This window comes from Sphingobium sp. AP50 (assembly GCF_900109095.1).
GTDB lineage: Bacteria > Pseudomonadota > Alphaproteobacteria > Sphingomonadales > Sphingomonadaceae > Sphingobium.
The window spans coordinates 89,904-104,335 of record NZ_FNYZ01000020.1; the positions used below are offsets into that span (position 1 = coordinate 89,904).

Annotated in this window: 12 protein-coding genes and 2 pseudogenes; 8 read left to right on the plus strand and 6 right to left on the minus strand. The window is 59.8% G+C overall.

Features of this window, described 5'->3' with window-relative positions; genetic code table 11:
- Positions 1 to 8 precede the first annotated feature (8 nt).
- The 7 genes from dld to BMY84_RS23730 all read left to right on the plus strand — a co-directional run bounded on the left by dld (position 9) and on the right by BMY84_RS23730 (position 7,339).
- Complete coding sequence (gene dld, locus BMY84_RS23700) at positions 9 to 1,775, plus strand: D-lactate dehydrogenase (protein WP_093087107.1); 1,767 nt, start codon at positions 9 to 11, stop codon at positions 1,773 to 1,775.
- 136 nt (positions 1,776 to 1,911) lie between these two features.
- Positions 1,912 to 2,421, plus strand: a complete 510-nt coding sequence (locus BMY84_RS23705) for a c-type cytochrome (RefSeq protein ID WP_093087109.1) — start codon at positions 1,912 to 1,914, stop codon at positions 2,419 to 2,421.
- Between the two features lie 36 nt (positions 2,422 to 2,457).
- Complete coding sequence (locus tag BMY84_RS23710) at positions 2,458 to 2,850, plus strand: VOC family protein (protein WP_093087110.1); 393 nt, start codon at positions 2,458 to 2,460, stop codon at positions 2,848 to 2,850.
- Between the two features lie 47 nt (positions 2,851 to 2,897).
- On the plus strand, positions 2,898 to 3,434 hold the full coding sequence (locus BMY84_RS23715) for a hypothetical protein (RefSeq protein WP_093087112.1): 537 nt from the start codon (positions 2,898 to 2,900) through the stop codon (positions 3,432 to 3,434).
- On the plus strand, positions 3,419 to 5,026 hold the full coding sequence (locus BMY84_RS23720; protein WP_256215398.1) for a GMC family oxidoreductase: 1,608 nt from the start codon (positions 3,419 to 3,421) through the stop codon (positions 5,024 to 5,026). The genes BMY84_RS23715 and BMY84_RS23720 overlap by 16 nt, the downstream gene beginning before the upstream one ends.
- Positions 5,027 to 5,030: 4 nt before the next feature.
- Complete coding sequence (gene gorA / locus BMY84_RS23725; RefSeq protein WP_093087115.1) at positions 5,031 to 6,395, plus strand: glutathione-disulfide reductase; 1,365 nt, start codon at positions 5,031 to 5,033, stop codon at positions 6,393 to 6,395.
- Between the two features lie 107 nt (positions 6,396 to 6,502).
- The gene (locus BMY84_RS23730; protein WP_218147014.1) at positions 6,503 to 7,339 is read left to right on the plus strand and encodes an SDR family NAD(P)-dependent oxidoreductase; all 837 of its coding nucleotides are present in this window, start codon (positions 6,503 to 6,505) and stop codon (positions 7,337 to 7,339) included.
- A 102-nt stretch (positions 7,340 to 7,441) separates the two neighbouring features.
- Here the strand turns inward: BMY84_RS23730 and BMY84_RS23735 are convergent, their stop codons facing one another.
- From BMY84_RS23735 to BMY84_RS23750, 4 genes are all read right to left on the minus strand, one after another.
- The gene (locus tag BMY84_RS23735) at positions 7,442 to 8,143 is read right to left on the minus strand and encodes an EthD domain-containing protein (RefSeq protein WP_093087118.1); all 702 of its coding nucleotides are present in this window, start codon (positions 8,141 to 8,143) and stop codon (positions 7,442 to 7,444) included.
- Between the two features lie 17 nt (positions 8,144 to 8,160).
- Positions 8,161 to 10,629: a membrane-bound PQQ-dependent dehydrogenase, glucose/quinate/shikimate family gene (locus BMY84_RS23740; protein WP_093087119.1), complete on the minus strand. Its 2,469-nt coding sequence runs from the start codon at positions 10,627 to 10,629 to the stop codon at positions 8,161 to 8,163.
- Positions 10,622 to 11,452, minus strand: a complete 831-nt coding sequence (locus BMY84_RS23745) for a LysR family transcriptional regulator (protein ID WP_093087121.1) — start codon at positions 11,450 to 11,452, stop codon at positions 10,622 to 10,624. The genes BMY84_RS23740 and BMY84_RS23745 overlap by 8 nt, the downstream gene beginning before the upstream one ends.
- 279 nt (positions 11,453 to 11,731) lie before the next feature.
- On the minus strand, positions 11,732 to 12,286 hold the full coding sequence (locus BMY84_RS23750; RefSeq protein ID WP_177204161.1) for a nuclear transport factor 2 family protein: 555 nt from the start codon (positions 12,284 to 12,286) through the stop codon (positions 11,732 to 11,734).
- A gap of 557 nt (positions 12,287 to 12,843) precedes the next feature.
- Between BMY84_RS23750 and BMY84_RS23755 the strand changes: the two genes are divergently transcribed.
- Complete coding sequence (locus tag BMY84_RS23755) at positions 12,844 to 13,323, plus strand: VOC family protein (protein ID WP_177204162.1); 480 nt, start codon at positions 12,844 to 12,846, stop codon at positions 13,321 to 13,323.
- Positions 13,324 to 13,501: 178 nt separating this feature from the next.
- Here BMY84_RS23755 and BMY84_RS23760 read toward each other — a convergent pair.
- Positions 13,502 to 13,912 (minus strand): annotated as a pseudogene (locus BMY84_RS23760) (transposase); the annotation flags it as partial.
- Between the two features lie 142 nt (positions 13,913 to 14,054).
- A pseudogene (locus BMY84_RS30875) lies at positions 14,055 to 14,204 on the minus strand (winged helix-turn-helix domain-containing protein); the annotation flags it as partial.
- Positions 14,205 to 14,432: the final 228 nt, after the last annotated feature.

Sequence of the window (14,432 nt, forward strand, 5' to 3'; positions counted from 1 at the left end):
GCGCGGTGATGGTGATACCAAGCAGATGGCTCTGGCAGGATCCCGGTTTGCTGGGTCAGCAGGCTGTAGCGCCGCCCGCGGCTGACCGCTCACTCGTTTCCGAGATGCGGGACGTCGTCGGCCGGCGCCATGTCCTGACAGGAACTGCGGCTACGCAGCGCTTCTCCAAGGGCTACCGCTTTGGTGAAGGGCCTGTGCTGGCCGTGGTACGCCCGGGCACCCTCCTCGAACAGTGGCGGATTCTTCAACTTTGCGTCGCGGCCAACGTCATCATTATAGCGCAGGCCGCAAATACCGGCCTGACCGGAGGCTCCACACCCTTCGGGAACTATGATCGCGACGTCATCATCGTTAACACCGGCCGCCTGCGCGGCGTTCATCTTCTGCGCGGGGGCAATCAGGTCCTTTGCCTTCCTGGCACCACGCTCCACGAACTGGAGCAGAGGCTCAAACCTCTCGGGCGCGAGCCACATTCCGTGATCGGATCGTCCTGCCTCGGCGCGACGGTCGTTGGGGGCATCTGCAACAATTCAGGCGGAGCGCTGGTCCGCCGCGGCCCTGCCTACACGCAGTTCGCCTTATATGCGCAAGTTGGTGCTGATGGCGCTTTGCGCTTGGTCAATCATCTCGGCATAGAATTAGGTCGACGACCGGAGGAGATTCTGGACCGCTTGGACCGGGGGAGTTTCACGGACGCCGACGTTGCAACGGTCGAAGGACTTTCGGCGTCCGACGGGGGCTATCCCGATCATGTTCGGCAAATCAACGAAGGGACGCCCGCCCGTTTCAACGCGGCCCCCCTCCGCCTGTTCGAGGCGGCCGGTAGCGCTGGAAAGCTTGTGCTCTTCGCCGTTCGGCTAGACAGCTTTCCAGCGGACGAGCAAACTGCGACCTTCTACCTCGGCACGAACGATCCTGCGATATTTACCAAGCTGCGCCGTCATATTTTGAGCGGCTTCTCCCATCTCCCGGTCTCAGGGGAATATGTGCACCGGGACGCCTTCGACATCGCGGCGAAATATGGCAAGGACCTGTTTCTCGCGATAAAATATCTGGGTACGGAGAGGCTTCCGGCCTTGTTTGCGATGAAAGCGCGGCTCGACAATTGGGCTGATCGGCTTCCACTGCTGCCGCGCAATTTCAGCGATCACCTGCTTCAATGGTGCAGCCATTTGTGGGGCAAGCATCTTCCCTCACGGCTGCTCCATTATCGCGATCATTATGAGCATCACCTCATTCTGAAGATGGCGGACGGCGGCATAGAGGAAGCGCGCGCTTATCTCGCATCCCTCTTTCCATCTGCCACCGGCGACTTCGTCGAATGCAGTCCATCGGAAGCTGCAGACGCCTTTCGTCATCGGTTTGCGGTGGCCGGTGCGGCGGTCCGGTATCGCGCCATGCATTCCGATCGCGTGGAAAACATCGTGGCGATCGATTTCGCACTGCGCCGCAATGACCTAGATTGGGTCGAGCAACTGCCCGAATCCATATCGCAATCCATCCTGTACCGCCTCTATTACGGGCACTTCTTCTGCCACGTATTTCATCATGATTATGTCATAGCCAAAGGCGACGACCCGATCGAAATAGAAGAAAAGATGTTGGCGCTACTTGATCAGCGCGGCGCGGAATATCCAGCGGAACATAATGTTGGCCATGTCTATCATGCCAAGAAGCCTCTCGCCCAACATTACGCAGCGCTCGACCCCCTCAACATTTTCAATCCGGGTATAGGGCACACTGATCGCAATGGCAGACCTCCTGCAATCAAGTAGCGGGACCTGTAGGACTGGCTGCACTTGGTGTGCCAGAGAAGGTGTAGATTTGCGCCCTCGCATATCCCGATGATCAATCCGCCATAGGGAATGCCACAATAAGCAATCCGGAAAGGTCGCCATTGCGCTACTTGGAATGGCATTCTGCGTCTGGCGACGCCATCGCGGAGAAAAACAGGTGCGATCCGGATCAGGGAAAACTTTAGAAGGCGGCAACGACGCAAACTTTTCTCGTTTTTGCAACATTGCTCTGAAGACACTGACGCCAGTCATGGTGATCGGCCTCGCATGGCTGAATGGTGCAGCCGCCCATGGCCAGGGATTGGTTGTCCCGAAAGGCGTCCCGCCGAGCGGCGAGAAGCTGTTCGGCCAGCAATGCGGCGCCTGCCATTCTACTATAGCGGGAGAGGCGCGTGTAGGTCCGTCATTGGCCGGTATTATGGGGCGAACGGCAGGGAAGTCGCCGGGGTTCACTTACTCCCGGACGCTCCGTGCGTCCCAGATCAGGTGGAACGAGAAAACGCTCAACCTCTGGCTCGCCGACAGCAATGCTGAAATCCCAGGCAGCATCATGAACTATCGCCAATCGGATCCGGCCAAGCGCCTGGCGATCATCGCCTATCTCAAAAAGCTGAGCGCCAAATGACCGTTCGAGTGACTTCATATTCGGGAACAAGCAAACATGGCTAAAATCATTCACTCGATGGTTCGCGTGACGAATGAACGGGAGTCCGTTGATTTCTACAAGGCAGCCCTGGATCTCGACGTTGCAGGCAGGTTTCCGTTCGAGGATTTCACGCTCGTCTATCTGCGCAGCCCGGATAATGATTTTGAGCTTGAACTGACCATCAATCATGGCCGCGCCGAACCCTATGCCCTGGGTGAAGGGTACGGCCACATCGCCGTCGTGAGCGACGACCTGGAAGCCGAGCATGCACGGATGGAGCGCGCCGGCCTGTCACCACAGCCGATAAAGGAATTCAAGGACGAGCGCCTGCCGGCGCGGTTCTTCTTCATCAGCGATCCAGACGGTTACAAGATCGAAGTCCTGCAGAGAGGCGGCCGTTACCAATAGGGTGTCCTGTAGAAGCAATACTTAATCCTATATTTGTGAGACAGCCCATGCGCGTAATTGACAGGATCAACAATGTTGATCGGCGATCATTCATCGGAGGATCGGGGCTAGCCGCACTCCTGGCGACGTCGTCCGCCCTTCTCCCGGTCAAGGCACTTGCCGAACCGCTGAAGACCGTTTCGGTGGCATCCGCACCGACATTGATATTGATCGCTCGAGATCTCTTCCCGCACGACCGTCTTGGCGATGATGATTACCGAACGGCTATCATAGCGATCGATGAACAGGTTGCGGCCGATGCGAACAAGAAGGGCCTATTGCAATCGGGGACCGCATTGCTCGACGATGCGTCACGCAAGACGTTTGGCCGCCCCTATCTCGCCATCAGGCAAGAGCAGGATCGCGTCGGCATCTTGAAGACGATTGAAGGCACCGATTTCTTCAAGACCCTTCGATCCGGCCTCGTGACCGCATTGTACAACCAGCAGCCGCTGTGGAGCCGGTTCGGTTACGAAGGATCGTCCGCAGAGCAAGGCGGCTATATCCGTCGAGGCTTCGATGACATCGATTGGCTGCCGGCCTGAACAGGGCAGAGGGATATTCCATGACAGCGAAATTTGATCTGAATGACGACGATGTGGTCGTCATCGTCGGCTCGGGCGCGGGCGGCGGCACCTTGGCCAACGCATTGGCACAGAAGGGCATCAAGGTCGTGTGCCTTGAAGCGGGCCAGCGGTACGAGATCGCCGATTTCATCAATGATGAGTGGGAAAGTTTCGCGCAGCTTGCCTGGACCGACCGCCGTACGACGTCGGGATCCTGGCGGGTCGCGACCGATTTCCCCGAGCTTCCGGCATGGATCGTCAAGGCCGTTGGCGGCACGACCACGCACTGGGCTGGCGCATCCTTGCGCTTTCAGGATCATGAGTGGAAGGCGCGCACGACCTATGGCGCCGTCGCCGGCGCTGCCCTCCTCGACTGGCCGCTGGATGCAGCCGAAATGGCACCTTGGTATGCGGCAGCAGAATTTAGAATGGGCACAACCGGCACCCATGGGATACCCCGACTGCCTGGCAATAACAATTTCAAGGTCTTCCACGCCGGCGCCACCAAGATCGGCTACAAGGAGGTTCACACCGGCAACATGTCGATCAACAGCCAGCCGCGAGACGACCGTGGCAGCTGCCAGCAGATCGGCTTCTGCTTTCAGGGGTGCAAGTCCGGCGCGAAATGGTCCACGCTCTATACCGAGATTCCCAAGGGCGAGGCGACCGGCAAGCTTGAGGTGCGTTCGCAAGCGCACGTCCTGCGCATCGAACATGATGCACGCGGACGGGCAGCAGCCGCTGTCTACGTCGACGCTGATGGCCAGATACAGCGCCAGAAGGCCCGCGCGGTAGCGATCGCTGGCAATTCGATCGAAAGCCCGAGACTATTGCTCAATTCCGCAAGCTCTATGTTCCCGCATGGTCTTGGTAATGGCGCCGGACATGTCGGGCGCCATTATATGCGCCACACGACCGGCACGGTGTGGGGCATTTTCGACAAGCCCGTCCACATGTACCGCGGCACCACCATGGCTGGCGTTGTACGAGACGAGGCTCATCACGATCCGTCGCGGGGCTATGTCGGCGGCTTCGAAATGGAAACCATTTCCCTCGGCCTTCCCTTCATGGCCGCGTTCATAAATCCTGGCGCTTGGGGTCGCGACGTCAGTTCGGCGCTCGATCACTATGATCATATGGCTGGGCTCTGGATTGTCGGCGAAGACATGCCGCAGGCCAACAACCGGGTAACGCTCAACACCGAAGTCAAGGATCAGCACGGCATGCCTGTGGCCAATGTGAATTATGACGATCACGACAACGATCTGGCAATGCGCGCCCACGCGTACAAACAGGGGGAAGCCATCTATACTGCCGCAGGTGCAACGCGCACGATCATCACGCCGCCTTATCCGTCGACCCACAATCTTGGCACCAACCGGATGAGCGCTCGTCCGGAAGACGGCGTCGTCAACCGCTGGGGTCAGTCTCACGAAGTGAGGAATCTGTTCATCTCGGACGGCAGCCAGTTCACGACCAGTGCCGCTGAAAACCCGACACTTACAATCGTCGCGCTGGCGCTCCGCCAAGCGGAGCATCTCGCCAGCCTCATAAACCGGAATGAAGTCTGACCTTATGCCTGATACACAACAAACACCGACCTCGCGCTATGATCTCATCGTCGTTGGCGCTGGCTCAGGCGGCGTGCGGGCAGCGCGGGTTGCTTCCAGCCACGGCGCGCGCGTTGCACTCATCGAGGAACATCGCGTGGGGGGGACGTGCGTGATACGCGGCTGCGTGCCCAAGAAGCTACTCGTCTATGGCGCGCATTTCGCGGAAGATCTCCGTGATGCGCGTCAGTTCGGCTGGGATGTGCCTCCATGCCGTTTCGATTGGCCGGTGCTGCGCGATCGGGTCCTTCAGGAAGTCAGCCGACTGGAAGGCCTCTATAAATCGTCGCTAACGTCTGCCGGCGTCGAACTGATCCAGGGCCGCGCAAGACTGGCGGATGCCAATCGCGTAGTGCTCGATGACGGTCAATCGCTTGAGGCTGATCGCATCTTGCTAGCTACAGGTGCGTGGCCAGCGCGTCCCGATTGTCCAGGCGCGGAATATGGGATCACTTCAAATGAGGTCTTCCACCTTGACGCTCTGCCTCGCCGGATTCTGATTGCCGGCGGTGGCTACATTGCCAATGAATTCGCAGGCATATTCCATGAGTTCGGCTCTGAGGTCACGTTGATGACGCGCGGTGACGCGATCCTGCGCGGCTATGATGCGGAACTGTGCCAGCGCCTGCAGGAAATATCGATCGCAAAGGGAATATCCTTCCGCTTCCATGCAGCTTTCCAAGAGATAGAGAAGCGTTCCGACGGCTCATTGGTCGCGCATATCGTCGGGCAGGCCCCCATAGAGGCCGACGCGATCCTTTTTGCCATAGGCCGCGTGCCCAAAAGCTTCGATCTGGGTCTGGAGGAAGCAGGCATCGCCTTGGATGGGCACGGCGCTATCCGGATCGACGCCCAATATCGAACCAACCTGCCCAGCGTGTTCGCGGTTGGCGATGTGACCAATCGGGTTCAACTCACTCCCGTGGCGATCCGCGAGGGACAAAGCTTTGCCGATGCCCAATTTGGCGGGCAGCCGTCCGCAGTCGATTATGAGCATATACCCAGCGCGGTGTTCAGCCATCCGCCAATGGCTGGCGTCGGCCTGACCGAAGCGGGCGCCCAATCCCTCGGCCGGCCGATCAAAATCTATCGGTCCAGCTTCAAACCGATGAAGAATGTGCTTGCCGGACGTGACGAGCGGGCATTGTACAAGATGATCGTGGATGCTGAAACCGACCATGTCCTCGGCATTCATATGATAGGTCCGGATGCGCCGGAATTGCTGCAGGTGGCAGCCATTGCGGTGAAGGCCGGCCTTCGCAAGGCGGACTTCGACCAGACCGTCGCGCTGCATCCATCAATGGCCGAGGAGCTCGTGCTGCTGCGCTGAGCGCTGATGCAATTTCGCAACGCGGGGCATGACGGCGTGTTCGAAATCCCACGCTGATCAATCAACGGGGTGCGTCGGGTGACCCCGCCAATTCAAGGAGCAAGATCATGAGAAGCTGGTTCATTACGGGCGCCAATCGAGGCATGGGCCTGGAGATCGCGCGCACGGCCCTTGCGGCCGGCGATCAAGTCGTCGCCGCGTCACGCAAGCCGGACGACGTGAGGGCCGCCCTCGGCGACCATGGCGAGCGTCTCCTGGCCGTGCCGCTGGACGTGACGAACGCGGATGAAGCGCAAGAGGCTGTCAAAGCTGCTGTAGCCAGATTTGGTGGTATCGACGTCCTCGTCAACAATGCCGGCTTCGCCCAGATTGGCCCGTTCGAGGCGAATTCGCATGAGCAGGTTCAACGGCAGTTCGATACCAACGTCTTCGGCACGTTTCATGTGACCCGAGCCGCCCTCCCCGTCATGCGCGCCCAGCGGTCTGGACATATCTTCACGATATCGTCCCTCGTCGGCCTCGTCGGCTTCGGAAATTCCTCTCTCTACTGCGCAACGAAATTCGCTTTGGAGGGGTGGTCGGAATCGATCGGTCAGGAACTGGCCGAGTTCGGCATCAAGGTGACGCTGCTCGAACCAGGACAGTTCCGGACCGATTTCCTGGATCAAAGCTCGGTCAGGTTCGCGAGCCTGTCAATCGACGATTACATGGCGAGCGATGACGCACACAAGGCCGCGTTGGCGGATTTCAATCACCAGCAGATCGGAGACCCATCCAAAATGGGGGACATCATCCTGGCTATACTCGATGCGAAGGAGACGCCGGTTCGCGTTGCGGTTGGCTCGGATGCTCTTGCTACTCTGCATGGTCGAGGCGACACTTTCCATGCACAAGCGGATGCATGGCGCGCGCTTTCGCTGAGCACCGATTTCCCCACCGGTTGACCTTGTCGGAGGCTCGAAGCGATTTGATATGGGGCGCTTGCTGGTAGCAGGCGCCCCATATCGTCTCCAGCAGAGGTCGATGATGTCAGGATCACACACCATTTAGCCATGGGCTACAACGACATCTCCCAGAAAAACGCCGGAGCCTGACTGGATGAAGTTCGCAATATCCTGCGCGATCTCCAGCCTGGCCGCTTCATCCGGGAAAAATTGATCCCAGTCCTCGACCGTCCGGAACGAAAAGTCGGCATAGCCATCAACCGGGGTTGCCCCCTCGGACCAGGACATGACTTCATCGACCCAATTGCGCTCATATTTGGTGAGGCTCGCGTGAACGCGAAGCGCTGTCGAGACATGCTCATCCCAATGACGACGCGCTTCTGCTCCGGGCAGCCCGGCTCGCCAGGAGACGGGTGTCACATAGGTGAGCGCAGGGCGCGCCCCTTCGTTACCCGCCTCCGCAAATCTTGGATCCTTCTCAAGCATCGGTGTCACACGATAGCTGACGAAGGTGGCGTCCTTGCTGCGCAATAGCGGTTCGACCAGACGAACTGTCCGCCGGAAATCCTCCGCTGTCACGAACCAGCTTTCAAGCATCACATGATAGGCAACATGTGCGGGGTCGCTCGGATCGCCGCGCCGCTCCGGGAGCTGGCCCGGCGCTGGCTGCGACAGTCGAACCACGGCCGAGGCGAGGCCGACGCCAGCCTCGACAAAGCGCTGAAAATAATCAGTGGTGAACCAAGTCTGGAATGCAGGTACATCCTCTCCAGAGGGCGCGGCCACAAAGGTCGTAAATTTCATCGATGCTTCTCCGGGTTCTAGCGATCTTTATCACCCAAACTGTACGCGACGATGTAGTCGCCCATTCTGGACCGCAGGGGCAAAGACCCTCCTGCTGCAATGACGACCATCTGGCGACCCGAGCGCGTCAGATAGGTTGCGGGCGATGCGTGACCGCCGGCGGGCAGCTTCGTCTCCCAAAGGAGCTTGCCACTGGCAGTTTCAAATGCGCGGAAATAGGCGTCCTGGCTGGCCCCGATGAAGGTAAGGCCCGTTGCGGTGGTCAGTGATCCGCCCTGAAGCGGCGTGCCCACACGCAGAGAAAGATGTGACCGAAAGCCCATAGGTCCGCTTTCCTCTGCGCTGCCGATGGGCTGGGTCCAAACCAGCTTGCCTGTTCGCAGGTTGACGGCCGACAATACGCCATAAGGCGGCTGTTGGCATGGAATACCGAGCGGCGACAGGAAGGGGTTTAGTTCGACACCGACTGGTGTGCCCTGTTGAGCCGCCAGCGAAGGATGCCCGCCAGTCGAAGTCCCGATCTTTGACCAGATGGTGGGCCGTATTCCTGCACGTTGACGCTCGGCATCGGGTATCAGCCGTGCATAAGTTGCCAAGCGCAGCGAGCCGACAATCGCAACGTTGCGCCTGGGGTCGATCGAGACTCCGCCCCAGTTACTTCCCCCCATATAGCCGGGGTAGATGATGAAGGGGGACACGCCTGGCGGCGTGAATTCGCCCTCGAAGCGGGCCTCCTTGAAGCGGATACGGCACCAGAGCTGATCGAGCGCGGTGACACCCCACATGTCTCGTTCGGTGAGTGGCGGCCCGCTGAAGACAGGCAGGTCCGTGGAGTAAGGCTGGCTGGGCGACAGACGCTCACCCTCCACAATCCCGCCCTGCGGAACCTGGCGTTCAACCACCGTGGAAAGCGGCTTGCCGGTTCTTCGATCGAGGAGAAACAGTTGACCTCGCTTGGTGGCCTGCACGAGCGCTTGCACGCTCGATGAGCCTCTTGGAATGTCTACGAGACTGGGCGAGAGGACATCATAGTCCCATAGATCATGGTGGACCGTCTGGAACGACCAGCGCACAGTGCCGGTCCGTGCATCCAACGCGACGATGGAGCTCCCGTACTTCTCGTCAAACGGGCGTCGTCGCCCCCCGAAATGATCTGGCGGCGCCCCACCCAGCGGGACGTAGACAAGCCCAAGCGCCTCATCCGCCGCCATGGGCGCCCAACTGTTGGGCGTCGATGGCGTGTAGGACTCGCCTCCTGCGGGTGCCCCTTTACGGTCGGGGCGCCCCATGTCCCATGCCCAGGATAGCTTTCCGGTCTTGATGTCATAGGCGCGAATGACGCCGGATGGTTCACCCCAGAATTGGTTGTCGAACACCCATCCCCCAAGCACGACATTGCCGGCGACGGCTGTCGGTGCCGAGGTTTGATAATAATATCCGGGGCGTACCGCGCCCATGCCTTCAAGCAGGGAAACCTCGCCGGCCTTACCAAAGCTCGCGCATTTCCGACCGGTACGGGCATCGAGAGCTATGAGCCTGGCATCGACGGTGTTCGTCAAAATGCGCTCCGGGCAGTGCTGGTCATTGACCCTGGCAAAAGCCAGGCCGCGGCAGGCCGCGACGGGGACTTCCCGAATGTCCGCACCTGATCGGAAGCGCCATTGCTCCTTGCCGCTTTCGGCATCCAGCGCGATGACGTCGCTGTAGCCCGTGCAAGCGTACAGCATATTCCCGATCTTGAGCGGCGTCATTTCAAGGGCGGACGGCTTCCCGAGGCCAGCGGGGGTCGGCCCGACCCGATATGTCCACGCCACCTTCAGCTTGTCGACATTGGCTGGCGTGATCTGGTTCAGCGCGCTCGACCGATGAGCACCGGCATCGCCGCCATAATAGGCCCAATCGGCATCGGCCATGCCACCGCCGGCCGGACGCGCCTCGTCTGCCGTTCCTACGCCAGCCTGAAAGGCCGGGTCGATGGGAGACGGGACGAAAAGAACATGTACCACAGCGCCGAAGGCGACAGCGGTCACAGCGGCCGCAATTGCCGTCAAGCGTGCGCGCCTGGTGCGATGTCGCACGTCAGCCCCTCGCGCCACATTCTGACCCGCTTTCCCCCAAAAGATCAAAGGCAGACCGAGCACGACAGGCGGGATGATACGGGGCGCAAGTGCCCAACCGTTGCTGCCTGCTTCAGCGACCGCCCAGGCAAGAGTTACCAGCAACATCAGGGCATATAGCCGGACGCCCCCCTTTCGCCTCATGGCGATCAGGCCGCCTGCGGCCAGCGTAGCACCTCCCGCAAGCGCATAATAGAAGGAACCACCGAGCCAGATCAGCCTGGCCCCTCCGAGCAGCAAGGCGCCGCCCACAAGCATGAGGACAATGGCATAGAGGAAGATAATCGCGCGCAATGCGAGACTTTCCCGTCGCTCCCTGACGGCTGCCACGCCAGCCGGATTCACAAGGCGAGTCTCACGATCAGGCATCAGTGCGAACGCTCCTTATCGGTGCCCCGGCCGCACGGCTATGTCGAGCCAGTTTTGCTTCATTTGTACGTATGTTGGGTTTGGTCTGCCGCCATTGCGGCAAAGGCTTGATCAGCCGGCAGGCGACGCCGACGCTGACAGGTTCGCCCAACTGCCGCACTCGCCCGGCCGCGAGGCTGGCATGCGCCAGCATATGCGGCACGGTCGCGCGACCAAGGCCATTGGCCGCCGCCTCGATCGCCAGGCCGGCATCGGACACACAGATCGCTGACGGCTGATCCGTGTGCGGGCAGCCAGGCCATTCGATCCGCGCATCAGGTCCGCCCGCCTGCGCCTCGACCGTCACGAACAACAGCTCGCCGCGCGCGTCGCCTTCATGCTCGATGGCGCTCGCGCTCAGGCGCAAGGCCGGATCCAGATTGGCCTTGGTAAGGTCGAGTGCATCGCCCATCATTACCAGCGCCAGAGTCGAATCGAGGGCACCGGCGGTGCGCGTTGCCAGACGGGGCTGGAGCCATTTGTCGATGATATAGTGCGTCGCGGCAATCGTCAGACTTGCCTGCATCGCCCGCACCGCTTCCTCAAATGCCAGAAAGCCTGCCCGCAGCGCATCAAGTCCGGCTTCCGTCTCCGGCGTCAGTTCCAGCCGCTTGGGCGTCCGGCGAAACAGCATGACACCCAGCATATCCTCCAGCGCGCGGATCTGCTGCCCCACGGCAGCCGGCGTCACCGCCAGTTCGTCCGCCGCGCGGGTGAAGGACAGGTGTCGCGCCGCCGCATCCAGCACGCGCAGAGCGTTGAGCGGCAAATGGGTCCGCTTCATTTGGCTACTGTCGGCGCTACCAGCGCGAAATTGGGAATGGCGATGGCGAAGCGCGCGCCATTGGCAACCAGCGTCATATAACTGCCCTCCATCAGTCTGTCCGGCATATGCGCGGAAAGCCCGACACATAGTCACAGCTCCTGCCAGACCGCACGATCATCTGCTCGCCGGTCCGGCACATTTGCTCAAACCTGTTCAGTGCCGTCGGGGCGCCTGCCCGATGTCCGCGGATGACGAAATGCCAGAGCGGATCACCGCTACGCATTGTATGTCTTCACATCATGCTGATGCGGGAGCCAGCACATCACTTTTCGCGGGGAAGTAGGCGTAGGATGGATCAGCGGGCGTGCGCGTTCCCTGAACCAGTTGCTTAATCAACCCGTCGTCCATCTGCTCGACAATAGGATCAACGCGGTTCCAATCGCCAATCACCTGGCGATGCGCAATCTTCCATAGGCCTTCGCGGCATTCGAAGCGGTCGAGATAGCGGCCACATCCCGCCAGGTCGTACAGACGCCCATCCCGCTCGAAACGCATGATGACCTGGACATAGGTCTCAACCGCCGCCTTGTCTCCATCAAGCTCGATGTAGATGTTCGTGAGATAATGGGACGTCCAGATAAAATGGCTGCTCTGAGTATCGATCGCCCAGTCGACAAACTCCGCCGCAGGACCATTGAAGCTACCGTGCGCGTCCCACCCATCCTCGTGATAGGCGGAAAGGGCGAGCGCACGATCACAGCGATCAAGCGCCCTGGCGAGCCGCGCAAGGACCTGATGAATGTCCGCTCGTGCCTTGAGCTCCCGCAAGGCGAACTCATCGTCTTTATTCATCAGCATCCACCGCTCTCGCCCGTTCGATTTCTCACTTTGGCGTAAATCTGGCAGGCCCGCTGGCGAAATGAAAGGCGCATCGAGTTGGCCAGATCGAACAAATATTCAGAAATGCGGCACTGTGATCGCCCGCCCTCCTGCGTGCGCAGTTGTGCAACGGACTGATCATTTTGCTACAAACGCAGGACTGAGCGTTATTGTGCGGTATGTGTAGCGTCAGGGTGCGGACAAGCATTGGACCCGGCGAGGATCCCCGGCGCGACGCGGTTAGGAGAGGTAAACGGATGGCTGATCGTGATGTCACTGGAACGAGCACGTTGGCTGACACCGCGAACTGGGATGGCACTTCATTTTTTCTCCAGGTCGCAACCCTTTCAAGGGGAGCAGGTGATCATCCGAGGTGGGCTGCCAGAATCTATAGGGCGCAGAGGCAGATCGGTGAATAGCCGCTACCTCGATATGGCTTCGTCACACCCTGCAAACCATGATCCTTCGCAGTCACAGTCCAAGGCTTTGCTCCTGAAGCTCCGCATATGGAACTAGGAAAGGACCTATTGATGGCCGTTAACCTGAATCGAATGTACCACATCAACATCAACGTGAAGGATCTGGATCGATCGATCGCATTCTATGAATCGCTCGGTTTCCACGTCACAGCGCTTTTCGATATGGAGGGAGAACTTGGCGAACGTAACGCCAGCGCATTTGGCGTGCCCTTCAATCCAATCAAGGCCGCATTCTTGAAGCTCGGCGATACTCCTCAGTCGATGCTCATCGACCTGTGCCAGCATCTCGACCCGCCGACTGAAGGCACCCCGGTTCAATCGCTTCACCACGCGGGCTTTGTTCGCCTAGCCTTCCATGTCGAAAATATCGAAGAGGTCTATCAGGAACTTCTGAACATGGGCGTGAAGATGCTTGGGCCTCTGGAGTTCATGACTCCCCCAGGTGGCACCCGCTCGGGCGTGTTCGCCTTCTACGATCCTGACGGGACTATCCTTGAGGTCCTGACCGGCGTCGAGCATATGGCTGCCTAGCGCAGAGCATCGGCCGCCTTTTATGAAATTTGCGCCGGGCTAGCAGCCTTTGTGCTGACCAGAACCAATAGTGGCGCGGCAAATAATTTGCCGTGCCACCGTTCCTGCCTCTAATATTGCGCGCATCCTGCGGACACCGTGCCTCGCAGCGGCGCCATGTCATACCAACCTGCATTGATCACGACCCACGCGCCCATTTGCTGCGTCCGATCGTCATGATGCGCCAGGGCTGATCGACCAGCTTGTTCCAGGCGTCGCAGCAAAGGTTGATGATGCTGTCGTGGGACGTGAAGATCCGGTTGGAAAGCCAGTTATCGCACATGAACTGCCAGACATTTTCGACCAGGTTGAGTTCTGGGCATTTGGGCGGCAGCGGAACGATACTGATGTTCTCGGGCACGTCCAGCTTTCGGGTCATGCGCCACCCGGCTTGATCCATCAGCAGCACAGCGTGGACATCTGGTTCGATAGCGAGCGATATCTCCGCCAGGTGCAGCGACATGGTCCGCGTGTTGCAGAACGGGAGCACCAGACCAGCGCCCTTGCCGAGTTCGGGGCGGATGGTGCCGAAGATGTAGGCCGATTTCGTCCTTTGGTCCTTGGGTGCCGACGGTCAGGTGCCGCGCCTGGTCCAACGCCGGGTGATCTGGTCTTGCGGGGCAATGATCCCCCGGATCATTGACTGCTCCGCGCGATCTGGCCGATCCGGGCCTCGTCCTGGAACCAGACCTCTATCGGCGTGCCGTGCGGGAGGGCCGCTTTGACCTTCGCCAGCTCGGCTGCAAAGTCCCCTTGTTGAAGTCCTCCATCGCATATTCGTTCTGGGCATGATGACGTGGACGCCCCGTCAGTTTAACATAACCCAGCCTCTTCAACTCCCGGCCCCACCGTCGTTTCCGTCAGGGACATGCCAAACTCGTCATGAAACCACCGCGCCAGATCGATCAGCCGCCAGCGCACAACCCCATGGATCGCCGGAATCGTGCCGCTTTCAACGGTCTCCCCAAGTGCCTGGCCCTAGCATTACAGTTGCATATTGATTGAAACTCTGAATCAATGGGTCTCCATGGTAAGGAGGCCGTGGATGACGGGCGCATCGATCGAAACGA